This window comes from Paraburkholderia sp. J67 (assembly GCF_905220265.1).
In the GTDB taxonomy this organism is placed as follows: domain Bacteria; phylum Pseudomonadota; class Gammaproteobacteria; order Burkholderiales; family Burkholderiaceae; genus Paraburkholderia.
In genome coordinates this window covers 371,704-397,588 of record NZ_CAJMZK010000004.1, presented here as the reverse complement: position 1 = coordinate 397,588, position 25,885 = coordinate 371,704, and the positions used below count along the sequence as shown (strand labels likewise).

The 25,885-nt window shown below is 63.8% G+C and carries 25 protein-coding genes and 1 tRNA gene; 18 read left to right on the top strand and 8 right to left on the bottom strand.

From position 1 onward, the window contains the following. Window positions 1–195: 195 nt before the first annotated feature. From hprK to U5782_RS11400, 3 genes are all read left to right on the top strand, one after another. On the top strand, window positions 196–1,164 hold the full coding sequence (hprK, locus tag U5782_RS11410; RefSeq protein WP_027815678.1) for an HPr(Ser) kinase/phosphatase: 969 nt from the start codon (window positions 196–198) through the stop codon (window positions 1,162–1,164). Window positions 1,165–1,270: 106 nt separating this feature from the next. Continuing rightward, on the top strand, window positions 1,271–2,164 hold the full coding sequence (rapZ, locus tag U5782_RS11405) for an RNase adapter RapZ (RefSeq protein WP_322043904.1): 894 nt from the start codon (window positions 1,271–1,273) through the stop codon (window positions 2,162–2,164). A 40-nt stretch (window positions 2,165–2,204) separates the two neighbouring features. Then, window positions 2,205–2,840: an LON peptidase substrate-binding domain-containing protein gene (locus U5782_RS11400; protein ID WP_322043903.1), complete on the top strand. Its 636-nt coding sequence runs from the start codon at window positions 2,205–2,207 to the stop codon at window positions 2,838–2,840. A gap of 30 nt (window positions 2,841–2,870) precedes the next feature. On the opposite strand, the gene mutY is transcribed toward U5782_RS11400, so the two are convergent. Beyond that, on the bottom strand, window positions 2,871–4,019 hold the full coding sequence (mutY, locus tag U5782_RS11395) for an A/G-specific adenine glycosylase (RefSeq protein WP_322043902.1): 1,149 nt from the start codon (window positions 4,017–4,019) through the stop codon (window positions 2,871–2,873). Window positions 4,020–4,034: 15 nt separating this feature from the next. After that, on the bottom strand, window positions 4,035–4,865 hold the full coding sequence (mutM, locus tag U5782_RS11390) for a bifunctional DNA-formamidopyrimidine glycosylase/DNA-(apurinic or apyrimidinic site) lyase (RefSeq protein ID WP_322043901.1): 831 nt from the start codon (window positions 4,863–4,865) through the stop codon (window positions 4,035–4,037). Window positions 4,866–5,039: 174 nt separating this feature from the next. Here mutM and U5782_RS11385 point away from each other — a divergent pair, with 174 nt between their 5' ends. The 8 genes from U5782_RS11385 (at window position 5,040) to hisC (ending at window position 12,365) form a co-directional block, all read left to right on the top strand. Further along, window positions 5,040–6,899, top strand: a complete 1,860-nt coding sequence (locus tag U5782_RS11385) for a tetratricopeptide repeat protein (protein ID WP_322043900.1) — start codon at window positions 5,040–5,042, stop codon at window positions 6,897–6,899. Window positions 6,900–6,909: 10 nt separating this feature from the next. Continuing rightward, the gene (gene lolB / locus U5782_RS11380; RefSeq protein ID WP_322043899.1) at window positions 6,910–7,548 is read left to right on the top strand and encodes a lipoprotein insertase outer membrane protein LolB; all 639 of its coding nucleotides are present in this window, start codon (window positions 6,910–6,912) and stop codon (window positions 7,546–7,548) included. 89 nt (window positions 7,549–7,637) lie between these two features. Continuing rightward, a complete protein-coding gene (gene ispE / locus U5782_RS11375) occupies window positions 7,638–8,540 on the top strand; it encodes a 4-(cytidine 5'-diphospho)-2-C-methyl-D-erythritol kinase (RefSeq protein ID WP_322043898.1) in 903 nt (300 codons plus the stop codon). Between the two features lie 52 nt (window positions 8,541–8,592). Further along, a tRNA-Gln gene (locus U5782_RS11370) sits at window positions 8,593–8,669 on the top strand. Window positions 8,670–8,732: 63 nt separating this feature from the next. Next, a complete protein-coding gene (locus U5782_RS11365) occupies window positions 8,733–9,689 on the top strand; it encodes a ribose-phosphate pyrophosphokinase (RefSeq protein WP_027815686.1) in 957 nt (318 codons plus the stop codon). A gap of 174 nt (window positions 9,690–9,863) precedes the next feature. After that, complete coding sequence (locus tag U5782_RS11360; RefSeq protein ID WP_322043897.1) at window positions 9,864–10,466, top strand: 50S ribosomal protein L25/general stress protein Ctc; 603 nt, start codon at window positions 9,864–9,866, stop codon at window positions 10,464–10,466. Window positions 10,467–10,619: 153 nt separating this feature from the next. Then, window positions 10,620–11,222, top strand: coding sequence for an aminoacyl-tRNA hydrolase (pth, locus tag U5782_RS11355; protein WP_322043896.1), 603 nt, complete (start codon window positions 10,620–10,622; stop codon window positions 11,220–11,222). A 75-nt stretch (window positions 11,223–11,297) separates the two neighbouring features. Beyond that, window positions 11,298–12,365: a histidinol-phosphate transaminase gene (gene hisC, locus U5782_RS11350; protein ID WP_322043895.1), complete on the top strand. Its 1,068-nt coding sequence runs from the start codon at window positions 11,298–11,300 to the stop codon at window positions 12,363–12,365. Between the two features lie 70 nt (window positions 12,366–12,435). Here the strand turns inward: hisC and U5782_RS11345 are convergent, their stop codons facing one another. From U5782_RS11345 to rsmD, 3 genes are all read right to left on the bottom strand, one after another. Beyond that, window positions 12,436–12,693, bottom strand: coding sequence for a YfhL family 4Fe-4S dicluster ferredoxin (locus U5782_RS11345; protein ID WP_322043894.1), 258 nt, complete (start codon window positions 12,691–12,693; stop codon window positions 12,436–12,438). A 74-nt stretch (window positions 12,694–12,767) separates the two neighbouring features. Further along, window positions 12,768–13,268 carry a pantetheine-phosphate adenylyltransferase gene (coaD, locus tag U5782_RS11340; RefSeq protein ID WP_322043893.1) on the bottom strand — a complete coding sequence of 167 codons (501 nt, stop codon included), beginning with the start codon at window positions 13,266–13,268 and terminating at the stop codon, window positions 12,768–12,770. 110 nt (window positions 13,269–13,378) lie between these two features. Continuing rightward, window positions 13,379–14,014, bottom strand: a complete 636-nt coding sequence (rsmD, locus tag U5782_RS11335) for a 16S rRNA (guanine(966)-N(2))-methyltransferase RsmD (RefSeq protein WP_322043892.1) — start codon at window positions 14,012–14,014, stop codon at window positions 13,379–13,381. Between the two features lie 349 nt (window positions 14,015–14,363). On the opposite strand from rsmD, the gene ftsY reads away from it, so the two are divergent. Further along, window positions 14,364–15,503, top strand: a complete 1,140-nt coding sequence (gene ftsY, locus U5782_RS11330) for a signal recognition particle-docking protein FtsY (RefSeq protein WP_322043891.1) — start codon at window positions 14,364–14,366, stop codon at window positions 15,501–15,503. Between the two features lie 94 nt (window positions 15,504–15,597). Here ftsY and maiA read toward each other — a convergent pair whose 3' ends face one another. Next, window positions 15,598–16,245 (bottom strand): maleylacetoacetate isomerase, encoded by a 648-nt coding sequence (gene maiA / locus U5782_RS11325; protein ID WP_322043890.1) that lies wholly within the window; start codon window positions 16,243–16,245, stop codon window positions 15,598–15,600. Between the two features lie 28 nt (window positions 16,246–16,273). Further along, window positions 16,274–16,972, bottom strand: a complete 699-nt coding sequence (locus tag U5782_RS11320) for a fumarylacetoacetate hydrolase family protein (protein WP_322043889.1) — start codon at window positions 16,970–16,972, stop codon at window positions 16,274–16,276. 249 nt (window positions 16,973–17,221) lie between these two features. Between U5782_RS11320 and ybiB the strand changes: the two genes are divergently transcribed. Then, on the top strand, window positions 17,222–18,184 hold the full coding sequence (gene ybiB / locus U5782_RS11315; RefSeq protein ID WP_322043888.1) for a DNA-binding protein YbiB: 963 nt from the start codon (window positions 17,222–17,224) through the stop codon (window positions 18,182–18,184). Window positions 18,185–18,768: 584 nt separating this feature from the next. After that, entirely contained in the window at window positions 18,769–20,415 is a 1,647-nt protein-coding gene (leuA, locus tag U5782_RS11310; protein WP_322043887.1) for a 2-isopropylmalate synthase, read from the top strand. A gap of 149 nt (window positions 20,416–20,564) precedes the next feature. Here leuA and U5782_RS11305 read toward each other — a convergent pair whose 3' ends face one another. Next, on the bottom strand, window positions 20,565–20,948 hold the full coding sequence (locus U5782_RS11305; RefSeq protein WP_322043886.1) for a nuclear transport factor 2 family protein: 384 nt from the start codon (window positions 20,946–20,948) through the stop codon (window positions 20,565–20,567). A gap of 594 nt (window positions 20,949–21,542) precedes the next feature. Here U5782_RS11305 and rpoH point away from each other — a divergent pair. The 4 genes from rpoH to cydB all read left to right on the top strand — a co-directional run bounded on the left by rpoH (window position 21,543) and on the right by cydB (window position 25,836). After that, window positions 21,543–22,484 (top strand): RNA polymerase sigma factor RpoH, encoded by a 942-nt coding sequence (rpoH, locus tag U5782_RS11300; protein ID WP_322043885.1) that lies wholly within the window; start codon window positions 21,543–21,545, stop codon window positions 22,482–22,484. A gap of 338 nt (window positions 22,485–22,822) precedes the next feature. Continuing rightward, window positions 22,823–23,092 carry a cytochrome oxidase putative small subunit CydP gene (gene cydP / locus U5782_RS11295; RefSeq protein ID WP_322043884.1) on the top strand — a complete coding sequence of 90 codons (270 nt, stop codon included), beginning with the start codon at window positions 22,823–22,825 and terminating at the stop codon, window positions 23,090–23,092. Continuing rightward, on the top strand, window positions 23,082–24,668 hold the full coding sequence (locus U5782_RS11290) for a cytochrome ubiquinol oxidase subunit I (RefSeq protein WP_322043883.1): 1,587 nt from the start codon (window positions 23,082–23,084) through the stop codon (window positions 24,666–24,668). The genes cydP and U5782_RS11290 overlap by 11 nt, the downstream gene beginning before the upstream one ends. A 31-nt stretch (window positions 24,669–24,699) precedes the next feature. Next, window positions 24,700–25,836, top strand: coding sequence for a cytochrome d ubiquinol oxidase subunit II (gene cydB, locus U5782_RS11285; protein ID WP_322043882.1), 1,137 nt, complete (start codon window positions 24,700–24,702; stop codon window positions 25,834–25,836). Window positions 25,837–25,885: the final 49 nt, after the last annotated feature.

Sequence of the window (25,885 nt, the reverse complement as noted above, 5' to 3'; positions counted from 1 at the left end):
TGTGCACGCATGCGCGCGCCGCCCATCCGTGAAAACACGGGACAACCGGGTGCGACAGGTAGCCGTTAATACAGTGATAACACTGTAGAAAGAACGGCAAGGCAGCGGTAAAAAGCGATGTATCGAAGCACGAGTCGCAAGGCTCGAGCAGTCGAGCCTGAGTAGTCAAGCGAGTCACTGCGGAGTCATCGACTCATGGACACATCCAGCATCAACGCCCAAAGCATCTTCGACGACAACGCCACCACGCTGAAGCTCAGCTGGCTGACGGGGCACGAAGGCTGGGAACGCGGCTTTTCGGCCGAAACCGTGGCCACGGCGACGGCGAGCGCCGACCTCGTCGGCCACTTGAACCTGATCCACCCGAACCGCATCCAGGTGCTCGGCGACGCGGAAGTGCACTACTACCAGCGTCAGACCGACGAAGACCGTTCGCGCCACATGGCCGAACTGATCGCGCTGGAGCCGCCGTTCCTCGTGGTCGCCGACGGCATGACTGCGCCGCCCGAGCTGGTGCTGCGCTGTACCCGCTCTTCGACACCGCTTTTCACCACGCCGATGTCGGCGGCCACCGTCATCGACAGCCTGCGCCTCTACATGTCGCGCATCCTCGCGCCGCGCGCGACGCTGCATGGCGTGTTCCTCGACATTCTCGGCATGGGCGTGCTGCTCACGGGCGACTCGGGCCTCGGCAAGAGCGAACTCGGCCTCGAACTCATCAGCCGTGGCCACGGCCTTGTCGCCGACGATGCCGTGGACTTCGTGCGCCTCGGCCCCGATTTCGTCGAAGGCCGTTGCCCGCCGCTGCTGCAGAATCTGCTCGAAGTGCGTGGCCTCGGTCTGCTCGACATCAAGACGATCTTCGGTGAGACGGCCGTGCGCCGGAAGATGAAGCTCAAGCTGATCGTGCAACTCGTGCGCCGTCCGGACGGCGAATTCCAGCGCCTGCCGCTGGAGAGCCAGACCGTCGATGTGCTCGGCCTGCCCATCAGCAAGGTCACGATCCAGGTGGCCGCAGGCCGCAACCTTGCGGTGCTGGTCGAGGCCGCCGTGCGCAACACGATCCTGCAACTGCGCGGCATCGACACATTGCGTGACTTCATGGACCGTCAGCGCCTTGCGATGCAAGACCCCGACAGCCAGTTCCCCGGCAAGCTGATCTAGGAACGCACGCGGGACGGTGCTACGTAGCGCCGCCCCGCGCCCTGCCGTCATCGCGAGGCCGCAGATCGGATGCTATGATGACCCAATCGGGTTCATCGACTTTCCCATGCGTATCATCCTGATCACCGGCATCTCCGGTTCCGGCAAGTCAGTGGCGCTCAACGCGCTCGAAGACGTCGGCTACTTCTGCGTCGACAATCTGCCGCCGCGCTTTCTGCCGCAACTCGCCCAATATCTTTCCGAAGACGGCTACGACCGCCTCGCGGTCGCGATCGACGCGCGCTCCAGCTCCTCGTTCGAGGACATGCCGGAGATGATCCGCGGTCTCGCGCGCGAGCACGATGTGCGCGTACTGTTCCTCAACGCCAGCACGCAGTCGTTGATCCAGCGCTTCTCGGAAACACGCCGCCGCCATCCGCTCTCCGGCTCCGCCGCGCATGACGCCAATGTCGGCATGCTCAAGTCGCTGGAAGAAGCGATCGAGCACGAGCGCGAACTGGTCGCCAATCTCGCCGAATTCGGTCATCAGGTCGATACCAGTAACCTGAGCTCGAATTCGTTGCGCCAGTGGGTGAAGGTGTTCGTCGAAGGCGAGCGCGGCTCGCTCATGCTCACCTTCGAATCGTTCGGCTTCAAGCGCGGTGTGCCGCTCGACGCGGATCTCGTGTTCGACGTGCGCACGCTGCCCAATCCGCACTACGACGCCCGCTTGCGTCCGCTCACCGGGCTCGACCAGCCCGTGATCGACTTCCTCAAGGCGCAGCCGGCCGTGCATGAAATGATCGACGATATCCATGCGTTCGTCGCCAAGTGGCTGCCGCATTTTCGCGCCGACAACCGCAGCTATCTGACCGTCGCGATTGGCTGCACCGGCGGCCAGCATCGTTCGGTCTTCATCGCCCAGACGCTCGCCACGCGTTTTGCGGGCGAGTCGAACGTGATCGTGCGTCACCGCGATGCACCTCTCGACGTTGGAGAATCGTCCCGGCTGATCGCCTAACTGGCCGCGCACGCGCGGCCTTAACCGAAAGCGTTGCGCCATGCCCTCTTCTCCTGCCGTGCTCGCCGATTTGCCGCTCTTTCCGCTGCATACGGTGCTCTTCCCCGGCGGCCTGTTGCCGCTGAAGATCTTCGAAGCGCGTTATCTGGACATGGCGCGCGAGTGTCTGCGCGAAAAAACGCCATTCGGCGTGTGCCTGCTCAAAAGCGGCGGCGAAGTCGCGCAGCCCGATGAGCCTTCGGTGCCCGAAACCGTGGGCTGTCTTGCCGAAATCGAGCAATGCGATGTAGAGGCGTTCGGCATGCTGCTGATCCGCGCGCAAGGCACGCGCCGCTTCCGCCTGCTCTCGCATCGCGTGCAGCCCGACGGTCTGCTGGTCGGCATGGCCGAGCCCTTGCCCGCCGACATACCGCTCGAAGGCGCCGAGCCGCTGGCGCGCTTCGGCGCCTGCGCGGAAGTGCTGGAGCGCATTATCGCGACGATTCGCGAACGCGATGCGGCGAGCCTGCCGTTCGCCGAACCCTACCGCTTCGACGATCCTTCCTGGGTCTCCAACCGCCTCGCCGAAGTGCTGCCGATCGCATTGCGTGCGCGTCAAAAACTCATGGAACTGGACGATGCGGGTACGCGTATCGACGTCGTGCATCACTACATGCAGCAACATCAGTTGCTCTGACGCCCCCGCATGGAAGGCACGCGCGACGCGTCAGATAAGTGATCCGCGCAGGCCGTCGAGCAGTTTGCGCACCGGCGCGGGCACGCCATAAGCGTCGATCTCGCGCAGCGCGACCCACGCTGTTTCCGCCTCCTGCGCGATCAGCACACCGCCTTTGCGCCCAAGCTCAGCGACACGCGGCTCGATATCGAGTTTGAAGTGCGTGAACGTATGGGCGAACGGCGCGAGTGGTGAAACCGATGCGACATCGGCGCCCAAACCTTCTGCGCGCTCGGCAAGCGCGGCTTCGTCGGCGGCTTCGGGCAGACTCCACAAACCACCCCAGATACCCGAAGGCGGACGCTTCTCCAGCATCACCGCATCGCCATCGAGCAGCACGAGCATCCACGTGCGGCGCGTCGGCACGGCCTTCTTCGGGCGCGAAGCGGGCAACTGGCGCTGGCGTCCCGTCGTCATGGCGACGCAGTCGCCCGCAAACGGGCAGCGCTCGCAATCGGGCTTGCCGCGCGTGCAGAGCGTCGCGCCCAGATCCATCAAGCCCTGCGTATAGGCGCTCACGTCGGCGTCCGTTGCCGATGCGTCGGGCACCAGCGACTCGGCCAGCGTCCACATGCCGTTCTCGACGCGCTTCTCGCCCGGAAAACCTTCCACGCCGAACACCCGCGCCAGCACGCGCTTGACGTTGCCGTCGAGGATCGTCTCACGCGCGCCGAAGGCGAACGAGGCGATCGCCGCCGCCGTCGAACGGCCGATGCCCGGCAACTCCGCCAGTCCTTCGAGCGTGCGCGGAAACTGGCCGCCGTGCTGCTCGGCCACCACCTGTGCGCAGCGATACAGATTGCGCGCTCGCGTGTAATAGCCAAGACCGGCCCACAGCGCCATCACATCGTCGACGGGCGCGGCGGCGAGCGCCTCGACAGTCGGGAAGCGTTCGAGAAAGCGCGCGTAGTACGGAATCACCGTCGACACCTGGGTCTGCTGGAGCATGATCTCCGAGAGCCAGATCCGGTACGCATCGCGCGTGTTTTGCCACGGCAGGTCGTGGCGACCGTGCTCGCGCTGCCAGGCGATCAGGCGCGGCGCGAAGCTGGCGAGCAGTTCGGCGGGATAGGTGGCCTTCAGCGCGGCCTGGCGCGCGGCGCTCGTGAGCGTGTTGGTGGATGCGGTCGAGAGATACATGGAGAAACTGGTTCGTCAGCGCTGGCAGCGCGGACAGAAATAGGTGGAGCGCTGGCCCTGCACGATCTGTTTGATCGGCGTGCCGCACACGCGGCACGGCTGGCCCGCACGGTCGTAGACAAAATATTCAAGCTGGAAATAACCGCTCTCGCCATTGCTGCCGACGAAGTCGCGCAGCGTGCTGCCGCCCTTCTCGATCGCCGAGGCGAGCACGGCGCGCACGGCGTCAGCGAGCAGTTCGTAGCGCGCGAGCGAGACACGGCCCGCAGCCGTGGTCGGGCGGATTCCTGCGCGAAAAAGGCTTTCCGACGCGTAAATGTTGCCCACGCCCACGACGATATCGCCCGCAAGCAGCGCCTGCTTGACGGCGACACGGCGCCCGCGCGTCTCGCGAAACAGCAGCGCACCGTCGAAGGCGGGCGTGAACGGTTCGATGCCAAGGCCTGCGAGCAGCGGATGACCAAGCACGTCGCCCGCCTCGCGCGGGTGCCAGAGCACCGCGCCGAAGCGACGCGGATCGCGAAAACGCAGCGTGAAATCGTCGAACAGCCAGTCGACGTGATCATGTTTTTCGGCGGCGGGCGGCTTTGGAAGATTACGTAACACCCTGAGCGTTCCAGTCATGCCAAGATGCACGATGAACCAGCCTTCATCGACTTCGAACAGCAGATATTTGCCGCGCCGGCCCACGGAACGGATCGTGCGACCGCGCAGCGTGCGGGCAAGCGTAGCCGGCACCGGCCAACGCAGCGACGCGTTGCGCACGTCCACGCGTTCGACCCGGCGACCGGCGACCCACGGCTCGATGCCCCTGCGGGTGACTTCGACTTCTGGCAGTTCTGGCATGGCTAACGACTGGTGAGAGTGTGCTGGAACGATGTGGGGATGAATACCAACCGATCAACGAACGATCGACAAACGATTGGGGAGCAATGCAGGGCTGGTCTGCAACTTGCGTCATCGTCGTGCGCGTATTGTAGCCAGCGCGTTACAATCGACCGAAACATTCGACGGAATTCCATGGAACTGTCTTTCGTAAAGCTGTTTGCGAAGCGCCTGCCTGGAGCAGCGCCGCGTCTGCGCAACACCACGTCGCTGCGTGCGTTCGGCCCCCGTCGCCTGATCGGCGCGGCCGTGCTCGCGGTGTGGGCGTTGACCACGTCCAGCGCGTACGCGCAAGATCCGTCCCTCGACACGGACGACACTTCCGTTACGATGCCGGACGCCTTCGGCCCCGCCTCGGCGGATGAGCAGAAGGACCTGCCGGGCATCGCGCTCTCCAGTCAGATCGTCTTCCAGGTGCTCGCCGCCGAAATCGCGCTACAGCGCGACCAACCGGCGCCCGCCTATCAGACCTATCTCGCGCTCGCGCGCGACACGCACGACCCGCGCATGGCGCAGCGCGCGACCGAAATCGCGCTCGCCGCGCAAAGCCCGACCGATGCGATGACGGCCGTGCAGCTCTGGCAGCAGTACGCGCCCAATTCGGAGCGTGCGGCTCAGCTCGACGCGTCGCTGCTCGTGCTCGGCGGCAAGCCCGCCGACGCGCAGCCGCTGCTCGCGCGCGAACTGGCACGCGTGCCCGCCGACAGCCGCGGCCCGGCGATCCTGTCGCTGCAACTGCTGCTGTCGCGCGGCCCGAATCGCGCGGGCGGCCTCGACGTGCTCAAGTCGCTGCTCAGCAACGACATGAACCGCCCCGAGGCGCAGCTCGCGATCGGCCGTCAGCAACTGCTGGCCGACGACGTCCCCGGCGCACGCAAGTCCTTCGAACAGGCGCTCACGATCAAGCCCGACTATCTGCCAGCCGCGCTGATGCTCGCGCAGATGGGTCCGGAAGAGCGCAAGGAGGGCATCGCTGCGATCGAGAAGTACGTGCAGGCCAATCCGAAGTCGCGTGACGGCCGTCTTGCGCTTGCGCAGACCTATCTGGCCTCCGACCGCCTCGACGACGCGCAGAAGCAGTTCGAGATCCTGCACAAGAACGACTCGAAGGACCTGATGCCGCTGATGGCGCTCTCGCTCATCGACGTGCAGCAGAAGAAGTACGACGACGCGAAGAAGTACCTGACGCAATACGCGCAGCAGGCTGAAAAGACCCCGGGGGCGGATCCCGGCCAGGCCTACATCTACCTGGCGCAGCTTTCCGTCGAGCAGAAAGACGACGCAGGTGCCCAGGCGTGGCTCAACAAGATCGGCCCGTCCAGCCAGCAATACGTGCCCGCGCAGATCACGCGCGCGCAGATGCTCGACCGCCAGGGCAAGATCGACGACGCACGCCGCCAGCTCGCGAGCATCCAGAGCGACGACCCGCGCGACCAGGCGCTGATTGCCCGCACGGACGCCGCGATCCTGTTCGACGCGAAGCGCTACACGGATGCCGAAGCGCGCCTCGCCAAGGCTACCGCCGACTTCCCGGACGATCCCGACCTCACCTATGACTACGCGATGGCTGCCGAAAAGAACGGCCATTACGAAATCATGGAAGCGCAACTGCGCAAGTTGATCCGCACGCAGCCCGACAACCCGCAGGCGTACAACGCGCTCGGCTACTCGCTCGCGGACCGCAACCAGCGCCTGCCGGAAGCGGACAAGCTGGTCGAGAAAGCTTCCGCGCTCGCGCCCGACGACGCGTTCATCATGGACAGCGTGGGCTGGGTCAAGTACCGCATGGGCGACAACACCGACGCCATCAAGCTGCTGCGCCGTGCCTACAGCATGCAACCGAACGCCGAAATCGGCGCACATCTGGGTGAAGTGCTCTGGAAGAACGGCGACCAGGACGGCGCGCGCGAAGCCTGGCGCGAAGCGCGCAAGCTCGAGCCCGACAACGACACGCTCGTGAAGACGCTCAAGCGCTTCCAGGTCAACGATCTCTGATCGACATCTGATGGCTGAAACTTACCTGCACACCCGCCTGGCCGCGCGCCTCATCCGGCGCCCGGCGCTGGGCGTGGCGGCCGCCGCGCTGCTCGCCCTCGCGGGTTGCGCGACGCAAGCGCCGCGCGAGCCGTCCACCGCGCGCGCCACGACCTCGCTCACCACGCAGACGAGCCGCGCGTATCACGGCCGTTTCGCGATCCAGTACAACGATCAGAACGGTCAGCAGCGCAATGCCTATGGCAACTTCGACCTGCGCGAAGCCGATTCGACCGTGACTTTGCAACTGCTCAATCCGCTTGGGCAGACGCTTGCGATCGTGACGTCGGCGCCGGGCCAGGCCACGCTCGAACTGCCGAACAAGCAGCCGCTCACCGCCGACAACGTCAGCACGCTGATGCAGCAGGCACTGGGCTTCGCGCTGCCAGTCGACGGGCTGCGCTACTGGCTGCAGCCGTCGGCTGCGCCCGATTCGCGGGCGCACACAACGCCTGACCCGAAGAATCCGCAACGCCTCTCGCAGATCGAGCAGGACGGCTGGACCATCGACTATCTCGCTTACGCGGATGCGCCGGCCACCGGCGTCAAACGCGTGAACCTCACGCGCGAAGATCCGCCGTTGCAGATCAAGCTCGTGCTCGACCAGTAACACAGGAACCGCGCCCGGCACGCGCTCCCCGTCACCCGCGCCTCATCCGCAGACGCATCGACCAACGCCTTCGCCGGGCGCCACGCATCATGACCGAAACTCAAGACTCGCTGCGCGACTGCCTCGCGCCCGCGAAACTCAATCTCTTCCTCCACATCACGGGCCGCCGCCCGGACGGTTATCACAATCTGCAAACCGTGTTCCAGTTGCTCGACTGGGGCGACACGCTGCATTTCACGCGCCGTCAGGACGGCCGCATCACGCGTACGACGGAAGTCGACGGCGTGCCCGCCGAACACGACCTCACCGTGCGCGCCGCAACGTTGCTCAAGCAACATACGGGCACGCAGGAAGGCGTGGAGATCGACATCGAAAAACGCCTGCCGATGGGCGCGGGCCTCGGCGGCGGCAGCTCGGACGCGGCCACCACGCTGCTCGCGCTCAACCGTCTGTGGAAGCTCAATCTGCCGCGCGAAGAATTGCAGGCGCTTGCGCTGAAACTGGGCGCGGATGTGCCCTTCTTTGTGTTCGGGAGAAATGCGTTTGCCGAAGGTGTCGGTGAGGCACTCGAGGCGGTACAATTGCCCGCGCGCCACTTTCTGGTGGTGACGCCGCAGGCTCATGTTCCTACCGCTGAAATTTTTTCAGAAAAGTCGTTGACACGGGACACTGAGCACTGCACAATAGCAGTCTTTCTTGCACAGCAAGCAACGCAGAAGGGATGGCCAGATAGCTTCGGTCATAACGATATGCAAGCGGTTGTCGCAGGAAAATACGCGGAAGTAGCGCAGGTGTTGCGATGGTTTGAAAATGTTTCAAACAGCGTCGCCCCAGCGCGGATGACCGGATCGGGTGCAAGCGTCTTCGCAGCATTCGCCAGTCGGTACGAAGCAGAAGCGGCTCAGGCCAAACTGCTTGCGGAACAGCCGAACTGGAGAAGCGCAGTCACCACGAGTCTGGAGAAACATCCACTCTTCACTTTCGCGGCATAGTTTTGCGTGGTTGATCGGTCCTACCCGGTCAGGCAGGCACGAAGTTGAGTGTAGGGGAGTCGCCAAGTTGGTTAAGGCACCGGATTTTGATTCCGGCATTCGAGGGTTCGAGTCCTTCCTCCCCTGCCAAAAATTCCAAGTAGTTCGCCCAAGTAGTTCCTCTCGCCCCCCCAAGTCCGCAGCAGGTGCATGATGAGCAGCCATGACGGCCTGATGGTATTTACTGGCAACGCCAATCCCGCGCTTGCACAGGAAGTCGTCAAGATCCTCGGTATTCCCCTCGGTAAGGCTATGGTTAGCCGCTTCTCCGACGGTGAAATCCAGGTCGAAATCCAGGAAAACGTGCGTGGCAAGGACGTCTTCGTCCTCCAGTCCACCTGTGCTCCGACCAACGACAATCTGATGGAACTGATGATCATGGTCGATGCGCTCAAGCGCGCATCCGCCGGCCGGATCACTGCCGCCATCCCCTACTTCGGCTATGCCCGTCAAGACCGCCGCCCCCGTTCGGCGCGCGTCGCCATCTCGGCGAAGGTCGTGGCGAACATGCTGGAAATCGCGGGCGTCGAGCGGATCATCACGATGGATCTGCACGCTGACCAGATCCAGGGCTTCTTCGATATTCCCGTCGACAACATCTACGCTACGCCCGTGCTGCTCGGCGATCTGCGCAAGCAGAACTACGAGAACCTGCTGGTCGTTTCGCCGGACGTTGGCGGCGTGGTGCGCGCCCGTGCGCTCGCCAAGCAGCTTGGCTGCGATCTCGCGATCATCGACAAGCGTCGTCCGAAGGCGAACGTCGCCGAAGTGATGAACATCATCGGTGAAGTCGAAGGCCGCACCTGCGTGATCATGGACGACATGGTCGACACCGCCGGCACGCTCTGCAAGGCAGCGCAAGTGCTGAAGGAACGCGGCGCGAAGCAGGTCTTCGCTTACGCCACGCACCCGGTTCTCTCGGGTGGCGCGGGCGAGCGTATCGCCGCTTCGGCTCTGGACGAACTGGTCGTGACCGACACGATTCCGCTGGGCGCAGAAGCCCGTGCCTGCTCGAAAATCCGCGCGCTCACGAGCGCCGGCCTGCTGGCAGAAACGTTCTCGCGTATCCGTCGCGGCGACTCGGTGATGTCGCTGTTCGCGGAAAGCTAAAAAGATTCACGCGCCAGGCGCGGCATTCGCAAGGATGTCGCGCCTTCGTGTAATCAGCGCAGACGGACGAAGGTCTGCGCTGTATCGTCGGGGACCTTCTGGCACATGTTTGCCGTAAGGCCCCCGTTTTATTTACTGCCTGGTCGCGGGCAGTGCATTGAAAAAGAGAACACCATGAAAGTCATCGCTTTCGAGCGTAACCTGCAAGGTACGGGTGCGAGCCGCCGCCTGCGCATCGCTGGCAAGACCCCTGGCATCGTTTACGGTGTCGGCGCTGAGCCGCAACTGATCGAAGTCGATCACAACGCGCTGTGGCACGCCCTGAAGAAGGAAGCCTTCCACTCGTCGATCCTCGACCTCGAAGTGGCCGGCAAGTCGCAACAAGTTCTGCTGCGCGACGTGCAATACCACCCGTTCCGTCAGCTCGTGCTGCACGTGGACTTCCAGCGCGTCGACCCGAGCAAGAAGCTGCACACGAAGGTGCCCCTGCACTTCATGAACCAGGAATCGAACCCGGCCGTCAAGCTGGGTGGCGCGATCATCTCGCACGTTCTGGCTGAAATCGAAGTCCAGTGCCTGCCGGGCCAACTGCCGGAATTCCTCGAAGTCGACCTGGCGAACATCCAGGCTGGCCAATCGCTGCACGCCAAGGACATCACCCTGCCCGCAGGCGTGACGCTGGTCTCGCACGTCGAAGCCGAAAACCCGGTCGTCGCATCGGCACCGGTTCCGGCTGGCGCGCAAGCTGCTGCTGAAGGCGACGCTGCAGCCGAGTAAGCTGCAGGCGCAAGCCGATCCTCTCGATCCGTTTGAATAAAACGGTCGACGTGACCCGCCGCGGTTCGCCCGGCGGGTTTTTTTTCGCACTCTTTTCTACACTTCCGTACACTTGCGGATCGGTTAGCGATCTTTGCAGGCGGAACACCACACATGATCAGGTTGATCGTCGGGCTCGGCAATCCGGGCGCCGAATACACGGCGACGCGCCACAACGCGGGCTTCTGGCTCGTGGACCAGCTTGCGCGCGAAGCCGGCACGACACTGCGCGACGAGCGGCGCTTCCACGGCCACTACGCGAAGGCGCGCCTCTACGGCGAAGAAGTGCATCTGCTCGAACCGCAGACCTATATGAACCGTTCGGGCCAGTCGGTCGTCGCGCTCGCGAACTTCTTCAAGATCCTGCCCGACGAGATCCTCGTGGCGCACGACGAACTCGATCTCGCGCCCGGCACCGTGAAGCTCAAGCTCGGCGGCGGCAGCGGCGGCCACAATGGCCTGAAGGACATTTCCGCGCATCTGTCGACGCAGAATTACTGGCGTCTTCGCATCGGCATCGGCCATCCGCGCGATCTGATTCCCGAAGGCGCGCGCGCCGGCGCCAAGCCCGACGTGGCGAACTTCGTGCTCAAACCGCCGCGCCGCGAGGAGCAGGATGTGATCGACGCGTCGATCGAGCGCTCGCTCGCCATCATGCCGACGTTCGTGAAAGGCGAAACCGAGCGCGCCGTGATGCTGCTGCATCGCAATAGCTGATTTTTTGCGCGCGGTCGTGCAGGGTTGACGGCATTTGCACCCACCGCGCCGCAGGTCATATCGAAGGAGAGCGTCTTGAGTCGTTTCTGGAGTGACATCGTCCACCGTCTCGTGCCCTACGTGCCCGGCGAACAGCCGGCGCTCGCGCACCCGGTGAAGCTGAACACCAACGAGAACCCCTACCCGCCCTCGCCGCGCGTGCCTGAAGCGATCCGCGCTGAACTCGGAGAAGCGGGCGAATCGCTGCGCCGCTATTCCGATCCGGTCGCGAAGCGCCTGCGCGCCACGGTGGCCGCGCATCATGGCCTGAAGGCGGACCAGGTGTTCGTGGGCAACGGCTCCGACGAGGTGCTTGCGCACGCCTTCCAGGCGCTGCTCAAGCACGACAAGCCGATCCTCTTCCCGGACATCAGCTACAGCTTCTATCCGACCTACGCGCGCCTCTACGAAGTCGAGTACAACACGGTGCCGCTCGACGAGCAGTTCGCGATCCGCGTGGACGATTACCTCGGGCCGAACGGCGGGGTGATCTTCCCGAATCCGAACGCGCCCACCGGCCATGCATTGCCGCTCGCCGAAGTCGAGCGTCTGGTCGCGGGCAATCCCGATACGGTTGTGATCGTCGATGAAGCGTATGTGGATTTCGGCGCGCAGTCGGCGATCGCGCTGATCGACCGCTATCCGAATCTGCTGGTCGTGCACACGACGTCGAAATCGCGCTCGCTCGCGGGCATGCGCGTGGGCTTCGCGTTCGGCCATGCCGACCTGATCGACGCGCTCAACCGCGTGAAGGACAGCTTCAACTCCTATCCGCTCGACCGTCTCGCGCAGGCAGCGGCAACGGCCGCGTATGAAGACGACGCGTACTTCAAGTCGACCTGCGAACGCGTGATCGCGAGCCGCGCACGCTTGACTGCGTCGCTCGAAACGCTCGGCTTCGAGATCGTGCCGTCGGCGGCGAACTTCGTGTTCGCCAAGCATCCCGCGCACGATGCGGCGACCATTTCCGCGAAACTGCGCGAGCAGGAAATCTTCGTGCGCCACTTCAACGCGCCGCGCATCAACCAGCATCTGCGTATCACCATCGGCACCGATGCCGAATGCGACACGCTCGTCGAAGCGCTCAAGGCCATCGTCGCCTGAAACACGGCTGTTTTCGGCCTGAGCATAAAAAAACGCGCCCTCGGGCGCGTTTTTCGTTTGCGGCACGGCTTCAGGCGTTCTTCGTCGCCGTCAGCGTCTCGTACTTCTGCATCAGTTGCTCTTGCGTTTCGACGTGCTCGGGATTCTTCGGGATGCACTCCACCGGACACACCTGGATGCACTGCGGCTCGTCGAAATGGCCGACGCACTCCGTGCACTTGTTCGGGTCGATCACGTAGATTTCCGGGCCCATCGAGATCGCGTCGTTCGGGCACTCAGGCTCGCAGACGTCGCAATTGATGCACTCGTCGGTAATCATCAGGGCCATACTTCTCTCGCTTTTCCCTTCAAAAACAATACATTATAGCGCTGCGGCCCTAGGTCTGCCGACCCGCGAATCGCTCAGGGCTTGACCGCGGCGCCGAGCGTCGCCACCTTGTCCTGCAAACGCTTTTCCACCGAAGGAAACACGAACTTGCTGACATCGCCGCCCAACTGGGCGATTTCGCGCACGATCGTGCCCGAGATGAACTGGTATTGATCCGACGGCGTCATGAACATCGTTTCGACGTCGGGCAGCAGGTAGCGGTTCATGCCGGCCATCTGGAACTCGTACTCGAAGTCCGACACCGCGCGCAGCCCACGCACGATCACGCGCGCGTTGTTGCTGCGCACAAAATCCTTGAGCAAGCCCTTGAAACTCATCACCTGCACGTTCGGATAATGGCCGAGCACCTCGTGGGCAATTTCGAGCCGCTCGTCGAGCGAGAAGAACGGCTTCTTGTTGCGGCTGTCGGCCACGCCGACCACCAGCGTGTCGAAAATGCTCGATGCGCGCCGCACGAGATCTTCGTGACCGCGCGTGAGCGGATCGAACGTACCGGGGTACACGGCGACTACCATGAGGCTTCTCCTCTCAACAGAAATGGGGCGCATTGCAACGCCTGGATAGGGCATGCGCGAGTGCTTGCGTGGCGCCAATGCCGCCCGCCCGCTTCGTTATCGAACGCGCATTATTCCTCATTTTCGCGCTGCAGCAAATGATAGCGGACCGCGCCCGCCTTGCCCTCGCGAACCACGCTCCAGCCCGCCAGCGCCGGCTGTGCGGCTGGGTCCACCGGCTCGCCGGACTCCACGTAGAGCCAGCCGTCTGGCGCGACGAGCGGTGCGGCCAGTTCGAGCGAGCGCGTGAGCAGCGCGGCATCGCCGAACGGCGGATCGAGGAACACCACGTCGAAAGAGCCCGGCGCGAGATTCGCGGCGAGGCGCAGCGCATCGGCCTCGGCGATCTCGATCATGCGCGCACCCAGACGCGTCTGGTTCGCGCGCAATTGCGCCGCGGCGCGCGCGCTGCGCTCCACCATCACGACGCGCGCGGCGCCCCGCGACGCCGCCTCGAAGCCGAGCGCACCGCTGCCCGCGAACAGGTCGAGGCAGCGCTGGCCATCGAGACTCTGGCCAAGCCAGTTGAACAGCGTCTCGCGCACGCGGTCGGGCGTCGGGCGCAGACCGTCGAGATCGAGCACCGGCAGGGGCGTGCGCTTCCACTCGCCGCCGATGATGCGGATCGTATGTGCGCCGCCTTGTGCGGACTTTGCGCCATGAGCTGGGCGGTTGCCTTGCGGGCGCGGGGAGGATGAACGGGCCATACGTGTTGAACTGTCTGTATCGATGCGGGTTTGCGCCGGCGGACGTGGGCGGGATTGCGCCTTGAAACGGCGGTTTTGAAACCGCTCGCGCCCCTCGCGCCAGCGCCGCGCCGGCCATTGCGCGAACGTTACCACAGGGGCACGCAAACGCCGCAGCGAGGCCACGTACAAGCGCTGTCGCGGGCATCGCCGCGGGTCGGAAATAGCGCGAAAACAGCGCGAGGCCGGTCGCGACGACGCGCCCGGGGCCGCCTGATAAAATGCTGTGTTTTCCACGCGTTGCCCGCATCCACGACGTCGATGACCGTCCCTCGGTCAGACCCGCAACGCGACGCCACCACACCAGACCATGTTCAGTTTCTTCAAACGACTCCGGGGCTCGAAAGGCGCCGGAAACGAGGCGTCCGAGTCCGCCGCGACGAGCGAAAGCGAAGCCGCACACGACGAAGCGCCCGAAACGCTCGACGCGCCCCTCGCCGTCGAACCGCCTGCTCCTGCCGCAACAACGCCGGCGCCTGCGCCCGAGGCCGACGAGACCGAACTCGACATCGTCGAAATCGTGCCGCCGCCCGCGCTTGACGCCAGCGCGAAGAAGTCCTGGCTCACGCGCCTGAAGTCGGGTCTGTCGAAGACCAGTTCGAACATCCAGAGCATCTTCGTCAACGCGAAGATCGACGACGATCTCTACGAAGAGCTCGAAACCGCGCTGCTGATGTCCGACGCGGGCGTCGAAGCGACCCAGTATCTGCTCGACACGCTGCGCCAGAAAGTGCGCACCGAGCGCCTGACCGAGGCACAGCAGGTGAAGGAAGCGCTGCGCCAGTTGCTGATCGACCTGCTCAAGCCGCTCGAACGCTCCCTCGTGCTGGGCCGCGCGCAGCCGCTCGTGATGATGATCGCGGGCGTCAACGGCGCGGGCAAGACCACCAGCATCGGCAAGCTGGCCAAGCATCTGCAAAGCTTCGACCAGAGCGTGCTGCTGGCCGCCGGCGACACCTTCCGCGCCGCCGCGCGTGAGCAGCTGACGATCTGGGGCGAGCGCAACAACGTGACGGTCGTGCAGCAGGAAAGCGGCGACCCCGCCGCCGTGATCTTCGACGCGGTGAACTCGGCGCGCGCGCGCGGCATCAACGTCGTCATGGCCGACACGGCCGGCCGTCTGCCCACGCAACTTCACCTGATGGACGAACTGAAGAAGGTCAAGCGCGTGATCGGCAAGGCGTTCGACGGCGCACCGCACGAAGTGCTGCTCGTGATCGACGCCAACACGGGCCAGAACGCACTGACCCAGGTGAAGGCCTTCGACGATGCGCTCGGCCTCACCGGCCTCGTGGTCACCAAGCTCGACGGCACCGCGAAGGGCGGCATTCTGGCGGCCATCGCGCGTCAGCGTCCGGTGCCGGTGTACTTCATCGGCGTGGGCGAAAAGGTCGAAGATCTACAGCCGTTCGTGGCCGAGGAATTCGCAGACGCGCTACTGGGGAACTGATCTCCCGCGCGGTCAGTGCGCAAACACAAAGGGCGCCATTCTTTCGAACGGCGCCCTTTTTTCATCTACTGATGCGGTCAAGCTCGCATCTGGCTTATTCGGCGTCCGGCTGCTCGCCCGGCGCCGCGCGCGCGAAGGCGTCGAGTTGCATGGCGTAGTCGTAGATACGCTGAATGGTCGGATAGCGCGTCGTGTCGATCTTGAAGCGATTTGCGTTGAACACCTGCGGCACGAGGCACAGATCGGCGAGAGTCGGCGTATCGCCGAAGCACAGCTTGCCGGTGCGCGGGTCGCTCGCCAGGCGAGCCTCCAACGTGGCAAAACCGCTCTCGATCCAGTGACGATACCAGGCATCCTTGGCCGCGTCGTCCACGCCCAGCGTGTGCTTCAGGTATTTCAGCACGCGCAGGTTGTCGATCGGATGGATTTCGCACGCGACCTGAAGCGCGAGCGAGCGCACGTGCGCGCGGTCGACGGGCGATTTCGGCAATAGCGGCGGCTCGGGATGCGTCTCCTCGAGGTACTCGATGATCGCCAGCGACTGCTGGATCGCGTGATTGTCGTCGTCGACAAGCGTCGGCACGATCGCATCGGGATTGATCTTGCGATACTCGGGCTTCAGTTGCTCGCCGCCCTCGCGCACCAGATGGACCGGTTGGTATTCGTAGGGCAGATTCTTCAGATTCAGCGCAATACGCACGCGATACGACGCCGAACTGCGGAAATAGCTGTAAAGCTTCATGCTCCTCTCATGCTCCCTGTCAGGATTTTTAGACCACGCGCACGGCGAATTCACCCAGGCCGTCTACGCCGCCCGTCATGACATCGCCGGACTTCACGGCGCCCACACCCTCGGGCGTGCCCGTGTAGATCAGATCGCCAGCCTTGAGCTCGAACAGCGTGGAAAGGAACGCGATCGTGTCGGCAACCGGCCAGATCATCTGCGAAATATCCGAACGCTGCTTTTCTTCGCCATTCACTGCGAGCCAGATCGCGCCTTTGGCCAGCTGGCCGATTTGCGCGACCGGATGGATCGGGCCGATGGGGGCGCTGTGGTCGAAACCCTTCGCCGTATCCCACGGACGACCGAGCTTTTTCGCCTCGGCCTGAAGGTCGCGGCGCGTCATGTCGAGGCCGAGCGCATAGCCGAACACATGATCGAGCGCGCTCTCGACAGGGATGTTCTTGCCGCCCTTGCCGATGGCCGCCACCAGCTCCATTTCGAAGTGCACGTTCTGCGACTGGGCCGGATACGGGAATTCGGCCGTTGCACCCGGTGCGACATAGAGCACGGCGTCGGCGGGCTTGGCGAAGAAGAACGGCGGCTCGCGGTTCGGATCGTGGCCCATCTCGCGCGCATGCGCCTCGTAATTGCGGCCAACGCAGTAGATGCGGCGCACCGGGAAACGCGCGTCGCTGCCAGCGACCGGCACGGCGGCTTGCGGCGCCGGATCGAATACATAAGTCATCGAAATCTCCGTCTTCTTGATGAGGCCTGGTCGCAGCCGATGGGAATCGCGCGAGCGGCGAGGCGCAACGCACGAGTGTAACGCGCGAGGGTGGCGGGACGTCAGCACGGCGCGGCAACACGCCTGCTGCGGCCCTTTCTGTGCCCACTGCGTCCGGCCCGGCCGCGCCGCTCATGCGATACTTCCCGCATCCCCGACACCACCGACATTGAGCGCAGCGGCACGCGTCGCCTGCGCAACCTCGACGCCATGAACGCCCCCGATTCCACCGACACCTTCTCCTGCGCCCGCTTCATCAAGGAGATCGGCCGCGGGCCGCATGGCGCGCGCTCGCTGTCGTCCGAAGACACGCACGCGCTGTATGCGGCGATGCTCGACGGCCGCGTGCCCGAACTCGAACTGGGCGCCGTACTGCTCGCCTATCGCCTCAAGGGTGAGACCGCCGACGAACTGGCCGCGATGCTCGCCGCGGCGCACGCGTCATTCGCACCGATTGCCGTGGCGCAAGGCGCGTATCGTCCGGTGTCGATTCCGAGCTACAACGGCGCGCGCAAGCAGCCGAACCTCGTGCCGCTGCTCGCGCTGCTGCTTGCACGCGAAGGCGTGCCGACGCTCGTGCATGGCGTCGTCACCGATCCTGGGCGCGTGACCAGCGCCGAAATCTTCGCGGCACTCAATCTGCCCGCCGCGCGCGATCACGCCGACATCGAGACTCAACTGGCCGGTCGCAAGGTGGCGTTCGCGTCGATCGAAACTCTCGCGCCCCAGGTTGCGCGGCTGCTTTCGCTGCGTCGACGCATGGGCGTGCGCAACTCCACGCACACACTCGTCAAGCTGCTCCAGCCGTTCGCGACGCCAGGCCTGCGGCTCGTCAACTACACGCACCCGCCCTATCGCGAAAGCCTGAGCGCGCTGTTCGCCGCGCATCCGGAAGCGGCCGCGGGCGGTGCGCTGCTGGCGCGCGGTACCGAAGGCGAAGCCGTCGCCGACACGCGCCGCCAGGTGCAGGTGGACTGGCTGCACGACGGTATCTGCGAGACGCTTCACGAACCGGAGCGCTCATCGCCGGATGCGCCCGAAGTCGATCTGCCCGAAGGCCGCGATGCGCCCACGACGGCTGCCTGGATCGACGCGGTCTTGCGCGGCGAAGCGCCGATACCTGCCGCCATCGCGCGTCAGATCGAGACAATCAAGCGCATCGCGAAGCGCTAAAGCAGCGCCAGAGAGGCGCATCGGCCAATCTGCTGAAAGCCGCGCGGGGCGGGCGTCCCGCGCGAACCGCGAAATGCGATTGGCGCGCTTCGTCGGCCATCTGCACGCATCTTCACGCGCCCAATCTGCAAAATCCCTGTTGACACACGCATCCGCCCTGATTTACATTGGACGAATGCGTTCCTACCCGAACACCCTCCGCATTGCCTTCGGCCTACTATCGGCCCTATCGCTACGCCTAGCCTAAAGCTGGTGTAGCGCCGCAACGACCACCTCTCCGGTCACCGCGGTCCTCCCAAAGCAGTTCTCGCAGTACCCCAAATCCGCTGTATCTCTACAACCTGTCGTCTGCATTCGTCCGCTTACCGTTCGGACGAGTCGCGAGGTCAAAATGCACGTTGCATGGGCATCGTTCACGTCCGCTTTCGCCGCGCCGGCTACCGCCGTCACCGTGGCCGTCTTCTTTGCGTTCGAGGTTGCCGCCCGAACGCGTGAAGTTTCGCGCACCGTGCTCCGTCGCCAGCCCGCCAGCCGCCCGCTGCCGACCGCCATCGCAAACGACAAAACGAAGAACGAGGCTCGTCATGTTGCGTAATCCCGCCGAGAAATACCGCCCTTTCCCCGCCATCCGCTTGAACGGCCGCAAGTGGCCGACGCGCTCCGTCGAACGCGCGCCGATCTGGATGAGCACCGACCTGCGCGACGGCAACCAGTCGCTGATCGAACCGATGAGCATCGAGCAGAAGACTGAGTTCTTCGAAATGCTCGTGGCGATCGGCTTCAAGGAAATCGAAGTGGGCTTTCCGTCCGCTTCGCAGACCGACTTCGATTTCGTGCGCAAGCTGATCGACGAAAAGCGCATTCCCGATGACGTCACCATCGAAGTGCTCGTGCAATCGCGCGAAGAGTTGATCGCACGCACCTTCGAAGCGCTCGAAGGCGTGCCGCGCGCGATCGTGCATCTCTACAACGCGATCTGCCCGTCGTTCCGCAAGATCGTGTTTGGCCAGTCGAAGGATGAAGTGAAGGCGCTCGCGGTCGAAGGCACGCGCATCATCCGCGAATACGCCGACAAAAACCCGCAAACACACTGGATTTATCAGTACTCGCCCGAAACGTTCAGCATGACCGAGTTGACGTTCGCGCGCGAAGTCTGCGACGCCGTCGCCCAGACGTGGCGCCCGACGCGCGATCACAAGATGATCGTGAATCTCCCGGCGACCGTCGAAGCAGCCATGCCCAACGTCTACGCCGACCAGATCGAGTGGATGGACCGCAATCTCGCGTATCGCGACAGCATCGTGCTCTCGGTGCATCCGCACAACGACCGCGGCACGGCCGTGGCCGCCGCCGAAATGGCGCTGCTCGCGGGGGCGGATCGTATCGAAGGCTGCCTGTTCGGCAACGGCGAGCGCACCGGCAATGTCGATCTCGTCACGCTCGCGATGAACCTCTACACCCAGGGCATCGACCCGGGTCTCGACTTTTCCGATATCGACGCCGTGCGCCGCGTCGTCGAACGCTGCAACCAGTTGCCCGTGCATCCGCGTCACCCGTATGCGGGCGACCTCGTGTTCACAGCGTTCTCGGGCTCGCACCAGGATGCGATCCGCAAGGGCTTCGCCGTGCAGCAGGCCGACGCCGTCTGGGAAGTTCCCTACTTGCCGATCGACCCCGCCGATCTCGGCCGCAGCTACGACGCGGTGATCCGCGTGAACAGCCAGTCGGGCAAGGGCGGCGCGACGTACCTCCTCGAACGCGCTATGGGCTTCACGCCGCCGCGCCGCGTGCAGATCGAGTTCAGCCACGCTGTGCAAACGGTCGCCGATTCGTCCGGTGAAGAGATCACCGGCGAGGCGATCTCCGCGCTGTTCGCTCGCGAGTACTTCGAAACGACGGGACCGGCGGCACATATTGGCGCGGGCCGAGTGCGCTTCGATGACGAGGACATTGCGATCGCCGCAGCCGCGCACGCCGACGAAACTCACGCTCAAGCCGTTGCGACGGCGATCGGCACCGCCGCCGGCGAAAGCATTGAGATCACGTCGTATGAAACTGCGCGCACGTCGCAAGGCGGCATGGCGGTATTCGTCGGCGCACGCGTCGGCGGTCAGGCGCTGCGTCATGGCGTGGGCGTCGCGGACGACGCGGCTCAGGCAGTGGTCGCCGCCGTCGTCAGTGCGGTCAATCGCGCTGCATGGCAGCACGTCGATCGCCGCGTAGCGGCCTGATCGACACACAAGGAATCAGCAGTCTGAAGTAGCAGCAAATCAGGAAAAAGCCAGGAAGGCGGCGCCGTTGAGCGCCGGCGGCATCACGGGCCGCTGGCGTGCGCCCGATCCGCTTATCAGGCGGAATCGGCGAGTGGACTAATCGGTCATCACTCGATCGCGCAACGCGTCGCCTGCCACGCGAGCAGACGCCAGTGGCCATCCTCCTGCGTCTGGATCGCCGTGTAGGCAATCGGAAAGAGCAGCGCGCCGTTGTTCGCTTCCATTTCGATCAGCGCGCGCCCCGAGACGACACAGGTCTCGCGCCCCACAGGCAGCACGTCCTGAGACTGGATCTCGATCTGGCGATAGCGGCGGCGGCCCGCCGTGATCGCATCGATAAACTGCTGCTTGGTCTCGCGCTTGCCGTTCGTATGCACGAAGGTCGCACTGTCGGAGAGCAGTTGGTCCAGCGACGTACCGTCGCCTTCCACCATCGCGCGAAACCGCTCGCGCTCCAGTCCGCGAATCGCATCGATTACTTTTGCCACCATTGCTCGAGCCCCCTGCGCAAGTCCACGGCGATTCCGCCGACTCGCGCCGATGATTGACCGCACGCGCCTCGCAGAAATTTATACCAGGATTTCGCGCAAGGATACTTGCGATCAAAGGAAGCGCCCTCATCTAGGTTGTCGAGCGCACACGCGCAGAACGAAAGCGCGCCTCTATGTCGCAGCGCTGCATTTTCAGATACCTCTGATGTCTATCCGATGTGTTGCGGGATCAGAATTCGGGCCTGTTTAAGATCCGATTAAGATCTCCTGGCTACGATAAAAACCGTGGCAACCATCACCTTGAAGTCCCGTTATTCCTGCCCTTTTTCTCTACCGTTTCCGTACAGGATTCGGCTCCGTTCTAGAGTATTTCTTCGACCCGCAGGTGTGCGCGGGTCCGTCCCGGGCCGCAGGCCCCGTCCAGCTTGCCTGCTGCAGTTTCGCTGAAACCTATCGAAACAACTATTTCGATAGGATAGCCGGAACCTTGAAGCCCTTACAGACTCCAAGTATTAGCACTCACTGATTCAGAGTGCTAACATCCACCGTGGAGTCGCAGTCCGACTTTTGCAAGATTCCTGAGGAGTTCGCTACGTGAGCAACGCAATGACCATGACCCTTCCGAATACGCTGAGCCCTTCGTCGGCCAAGGCCGGGGGTTCGGGTGTACTGGCGCTCGCGAACGCTTCCATGCTGCCCGGCCAGTTGGGCAACATCGACGCCTACATTCAGGCCGTGAACCGGATCCCGATGTTGACGCCGCAAGAGGAGCGCCAGTTCGCGACCGAGTTTCGCGAGCAAAACAATCTTGAAGGCGCACGCCGCATGGTGCTCTCGCACCTGCGTCTCGTGGTGTCGATCGCGCGCAACTATCTGGGCTACGGCCTGCCGCACGCCGACCTGATCCAGGAAGGCAACATCGGCCTGATGAAGGCCGTGAAGCGCTTCGACCCGGAGCAGAACGTGCGCCTCGTGTCGTACGCCATGCACTGGATCAAGGCCGAGATCCACGAATACATCCTGCGCAACTGGCGCATGGTGAAGGTCGCCACGACCAAGGCGCAGCGCAAGCTGTTCTTCAACCTGCGCAGTCACAAGCAGGGCCTGCAGTCGTTCACGCCGGAAGAGATCGAAGGCCTGGCGCAAGAACTGAACGTGAAGCGCGAAGAAGTCGTGGAGATGGAAACGCGTCTGTCGGGTGCCGACATCGCGCTCGAAAGCCAGAACGACGACGGCGAGGAATCGTTCGCGCCGATCGCGTGGCTTGCCGACTCGCATAACGAACCGAGCGCCGTGCTGGCCGCACGTTCGCGCGATCGTTTGCAATCGGACGGCATTGCAAGCGCGCTCGAAGCACTCGACGCACGCAGCCGCCGCATCATCGAGGCGCGCTGGCTCCACGTCGCCGACGACGGTTCGGGCGGCTCGACGCTGCACGAACTGGCCGACGAGTTCGGCGTCTCCGCCGAGCGTATCCGCCAGATCGAGGCGAGCGCCATGAAGAAGATGCGCACGGCGCTGGCCGAGTACGCCTGATACAACCGACGGCGCCGCCTCCGGCGGCCTCTGGCCCGGTACAAAGCCCCGCTCCATTCGAGCGGGGCTTTTCTTTTGGTGCGCCGCAATCGCGCACGCCGCGACGTACATCTTCGCACCGCCGATTTCCGTTCCCTCATAAGATATTTTCAGGATGATGCCGCCCTTATGCGGCAATGGCGTCACACATCCTGGCATTCGACCCCGCAAAACTGACCTATAACAATAAGGTCGCGATGCCTTAGTAGTGCCAAGATTGTGAGCAAGGGAGATGTGGGCAGATGCGACCCCAAGGTCGCCGCCCCGGCAACAGGAAACTGCAAGGAGCCCTCGTCGCCATGATTTCCACCCCAGGCCAGTCACGACGCGTCCCGTTACTGCTGGGCGCACGCATTCTTCAGTGGGTGCGCGGCCCGACGTTCTCGCGCGACATCGTGCTCGTACTCGCCTTCAAGCTCATCCTGCTGATGGCGCTGAAATACGCGTTCTTCAATCATCCGCAAGCCGACAACATGACCATGCGGCCCGCGGACGTCGCACAGGCCATCCTGTCCGTGCCCGTACCGCCCGAGAAGATTCCGCCTCAAGGGGACCACCATGCCCATTAGCGAAACCGTCGATCTCTCGCGCTTGCAATTCGCCGTCACCGCGCTCTATCACTTCCTGTTCGTGCCACTCACGCTCGGCCTCTCGTGGCTGCTCGTCATCATGGAGTCGGTCTACGTGATGACCGGCAAACCGATCTACAAGGACATGACGCAGTTCTGGGGCAAGCTCTTCGCGATCAACTTCGTGATGGGCGTCACCACCGGCCTGACGATGGAGTTCCAGTTCGGCACCAACTGGTCCTACTACTCGCACTACGTGGGCGACATCTTCGGCGTGCCGCTGGCCGTGGAAGGACTCGCCGCGTTCTTCCTCGAATCGACCTTCGTGGGCCTCTTCTTCTTCGGCTGGAACCGCATGACGAAGGGCGGACACCTGATCACCACGTTCTTCGTCGCGCTCGGCTCCAACCTCTCGGCACTGTGGATTCTGGTCGCCAATGGCTGGATGCAGAACCCCGTGGGCGCATCGTTTAACTACGAAACCATGCGCATGGAGCTCACCAGTCTCTTCCAGGTGATCTTCAATCCCGTTGCTCAAGTGAAGTTCGTGCATACGGTGTCGGCCGGTTATGTCACCGCGTCGATGTTCGTGCTCGGCATTTCGTCGTGGTATCTGCTGCGCCGCCGCGATACCGAATTCGCACTGCGCTCCTTCGCCATCGCCGCGGGCTTCGGCCTCGCTTCCACGCTCTGCGTGATCGTGCTCGGCGATGAATCGGGCTACCGCACTGGCGAAGTGCAACAGGTGAAGCTCGCTGCGATCGAAGCCGAATGGGAGACCGCGCCAGCACCCGCGCCATTCACGCTGTTTGGCATCCCTAATCAGAAGGAAGAGCGCACCGACTACGCGATCCGTATTCCGTATCTCATGGGCATCATCGCGACGCGCTCGATCGACGAGCCGGTGATCGGCCTGCGCGATCTGATGGGACGCGCCGAAGTGCGCATCCAGAACGGCATGCTCGCTTACGCCGCGCTGCAAAAAATGAAAGAAGGCACGGCCGACAACGCCACCCGCGACGTCTTCGAAGCGCACAAGGCCGACCTCGGCTACGGCCTGCTCGTGAAGCAGTTCGCGCCCAAGGTCGTCGATGCCACGCCCGAGCAGATCAAGGCCGCCGCGAAGCACTCGATCCCGCCGGTCGCGCCGGTGTTCTGGTCGTTCCGCGTGATGGTGGGCCTCGGCATGCTGCTGCTCCTCAACTTCGTGCTGGCGTTCTGGTTCTGCGCACAACGCTCGCTGCTGCGGGAGAACCGCCGCTGGTTCCTCAAATGGGCCGTCTGGGCGATTCCGCTGCCGTGGCTCGCCGCCGAATTCGGCTGGGTCGTCGCGGAACTGGGCCGCCAGCCATGGACCATCGCCGAGGTGCTGCCAACCCACCTTTCCGCCTCGAGCCTCGCGCCCGGCGACGTCTGGCTAAGCCTCGCGGGCTTCGTCGTGTTTTACACCGCGCTCTTCATCATCGAGATCACGCTGATGTTCAAGTACGCGCGCCTGGGGCCGTCCGCGCTGCATACGGGCCGCTATTTCCACGAGCAGGCGTCGGCGGTGCCCAGCGGCAACCGCGTCGCGTGAAGCGAGCCATCGTCCTTTAAGGAACCACATCATGGACTACGCGACTCTCAAGGTGATCTGGTGGGTGTTGATTGGCGTGCTCTTGATCGGCTTCTCGCTCACCGACGGCTTCGACATGGGCGCGGCCGTGCTGCTGCCCTTCATCGGCAAAACCGATGCCGAGCGCCGCATCGTCATCAACACGGTGGGGGCGACCTGGGAAGGCAACCAGGTCTGGCTCATCACGGCGGGCGGCGCGATGTTCGCCGCCTGGCCGCTGGTCTACGCGGCGTCGTTCTCGGGCTTCTACTTCGCAATGCTGCTCGTGCTGTTCGCGCTGTTTTTCCGGCCCGTGGGCTTCGACTATCGCGGCAAGCGCGACAACCCGAAGTGGCGCGGCGCGTGGGACTGGGCGCTCTTTATCGGCGGCTTCGTGCCGGCGCTGGTGTTTGGCGTGGCCTTCGGCAATCTGCTCCAGGGCGTGCCGTTCCAGTACGACACCGACCTGCGCGTGACCTATTACGGCAGTTTCTGGGCGCTGCTCAATCCGTTCGCGCTGATCTGCGGACTCGTGAGCCTCTCCATGCTGACCGCGCACGGCGCGGCGTTCGTGAAGCTGAAAAGCGACGGCATCGTGGCCGTGCGTGCGTCGAAGGCGCTGCGTATCACGGCAGGCCTTGCGGTCGTATTGTTCATCGTGGCGGGCGCGCTGGTGGCCACGCTGATAGGCGGCTACGCGATCACCACGCCCGCGCCCTATGACACCGTCGCCAATCCGCTACTGAAGAGTGTCGAGCCTGGACCCGCATTGTGGATCAGCAACTACATGCTCTATCCGTGGATGGCGACCGCGCCAATCGCCGGCATTCTGGGCGGCGTGATCGCGTTCATCCTTGCGGGCTCGCGACTGGAAAAGACGGCGTTCCTCGGCACTTCGCTGTTGATCATCGGCGTGATTCTCACCGCGGGCTTCTCGATGTTTCCGTTCATCATGCCCTCGTCGCTGGACCCGCGTTCGAGCCTGACCGTGTGGGATTCCACCTCGAGCAAGCTGACCCTCGAAATCATGCTGGTCGCTGTCATCATCTTTTTGCCGATCGTGCTGGCCTATACGACCTGGGCATATCGCATCATGCGCGGCAAGGTCACGATCGAAGCCGTCGAAGACAAGCGCAATTCGTTGTACTGAGTCTTGCGCGGCGCGATCCTGATTGCGTCGATGGAATAAAAAAACCGGC

What these genes read in the sequence shown, in the direction of transcription:
- hprK (WP_027815678.1), top strand. Translation starts at nt 196, where the DNA reads ATGGACACATCCAGCATCAACGCCCAAAGCATCTTCGACGACAACGCC.
- rapZ (WP_322043904.1), top strand. Translation starts at nt 1,271, where the DNA reads ATGCGTATCATCCTGATCACCGGCATCTCCGGTTCCGGCAAGTCAGTG.
- U5782_RS11400 (WP_322043903.1), top strand. Translation starts at nt 2,205, where the DNA reads ATGCCCTCTTCTCCTGCCGTGCTCGCCGATTTGCCGCTCTTTCCGCTG.
- mutY (WP_322043902.1), bottom strand. Translation starts at nt 4,019, where the DNA reads ATGTATCTCTCGACCGCATCCACCAACACGCTCACGAGCGCCGCGCGC.
- mutM (WP_322043901.1), bottom strand. Translation starts at nt 4,865, where the DNA reads ATGCCAGAACTGCCAGAAGTCGAAGTCACCCGCAGGGGCATCGAGCCG.
- U5782_RS11385 (WP_322043900.1), top strand. Translation starts at nt 5,040, where the DNA reads ATGGAACTGTCTTTCGTAAAGCTGTTTGCGAAGCGCCTGCCTGGAGCA.
- lolB (WP_322043899.1), top strand. Translation starts at nt 6,910, where the DNA reads ATGGCTGAAACTTACCTGCACACCCGCCTGGCCGCGCGCCTCATCCGG.
- ispE (WP_322043898.1), top strand. Translation starts at nt 7,638, where the DNA reads ATGACCGAAACTCAAGACTCGCTGCGCGACTGCCTCGCGCCCGCGAAA.
- U5782_RS11365 (WP_027815686.1), top strand. Translation starts at nt 8,733, where the DNA reads ATGAGCAGCCATGACGGCCTGATGGTATTTACTGGCAACGCCAATCCC.
- U5782_RS11360 (WP_322043897.1), top strand. Translation starts at nt 9,864, where the DNA reads ATGAAAGTCATCGCTTTCGAGCGTAACCTGCAAGGTACGGGTGCGAGC.
- pth (WP_322043896.1), top strand. Translation starts at nt 10,620, where the DNA reads ATGATCAGGTTGATCGTCGGGCTCGGCAATCCGGGCGCCGAATACACG.
- U5782_RS11345 (WP_322043894.1), bottom strand. Translation starts at nt 12,693, where the DNA reads ATGGCCCTGATGATTACCGACGAGTGCATCAATTGCGACGTCTGCGAG.
- coaD (WP_322043893.1), bottom strand. Translation starts at nt 13,268, where the DNA reads ATGGTAGTCGCCGTGTACCCCGGTACGTTCGATCCGCTCACGCGCGGT.
- rsmD (WP_322043892.1), bottom strand. Translation starts at nt 14,014, where the DNA reads ATGGCCCGTTCATCCTCCCCGCGCCCGCAAGGCAACCGCCCAGCTCAT.
- ftsY (WP_322043891.1), top strand. Translation starts at nt 14,364, where the DNA reads ATGTTCAGTTTCTTCAAACGACTCCGGGGCTCGAAAGGCGCCGGAAAC.
- maiA (WP_322043890.1), bottom strand. Translation starts at nt 16,245, where the DNA reads ATGAAGCTTTACAGCTATTTCCGCAGTTCGGCGTCGTATCGCGTGCGT.
- U5782_RS11320 (WP_322043889.1), bottom strand. Translation starts at nt 16,972, where the DNA reads ATGACTTATGTATTCGATCCGGCGCCGCAAGCCGCCGTGCCGGTCGCT.
- ybiB (WP_322043888.1), top strand. Translation starts at nt 17,222, where the DNA reads ATGAACGCCCCCGATTCCACCGACACCTTCTCCTGCGCCCGCTTCATC.
- leuA (WP_322043887.1), top strand. Translation starts at nt 18,769, where the DNA reads ATGTTGCGTAATCCCGCCGAGAAATACCGCCCTTTCCCCGCCATCCGC.
- U5782_RS11305 (WP_322043886.1), bottom strand. Translation starts at nt 20,948, where the DNA reads ATGGTGGCAAAAGTAATCGATGCGATTCGCGGACTGGAGCGCGAGCGG.
- cydP (WP_322043884.1), top strand. Translation starts at nt 22,823, where the DNA reads ATGATTTCCACCCCAGGCCAGTCACGACGCGTCCCGTTACTGCTGGGC.
- U5782_RS11290 (WP_322043883.1), top strand. Translation starts at nt 23,082, where the DNA reads ATGCCCATTAGCGAAACCGTCGATCTCTCGCGCTTGCAATTCGCCGTC.
- cydB (WP_322043882.1), top strand. Translation starts at nt 24,700, where the DNA reads ATGGACTACGCGACTCTCAAGGTGATCTGGTGGGTGTTGATTGGCGTG.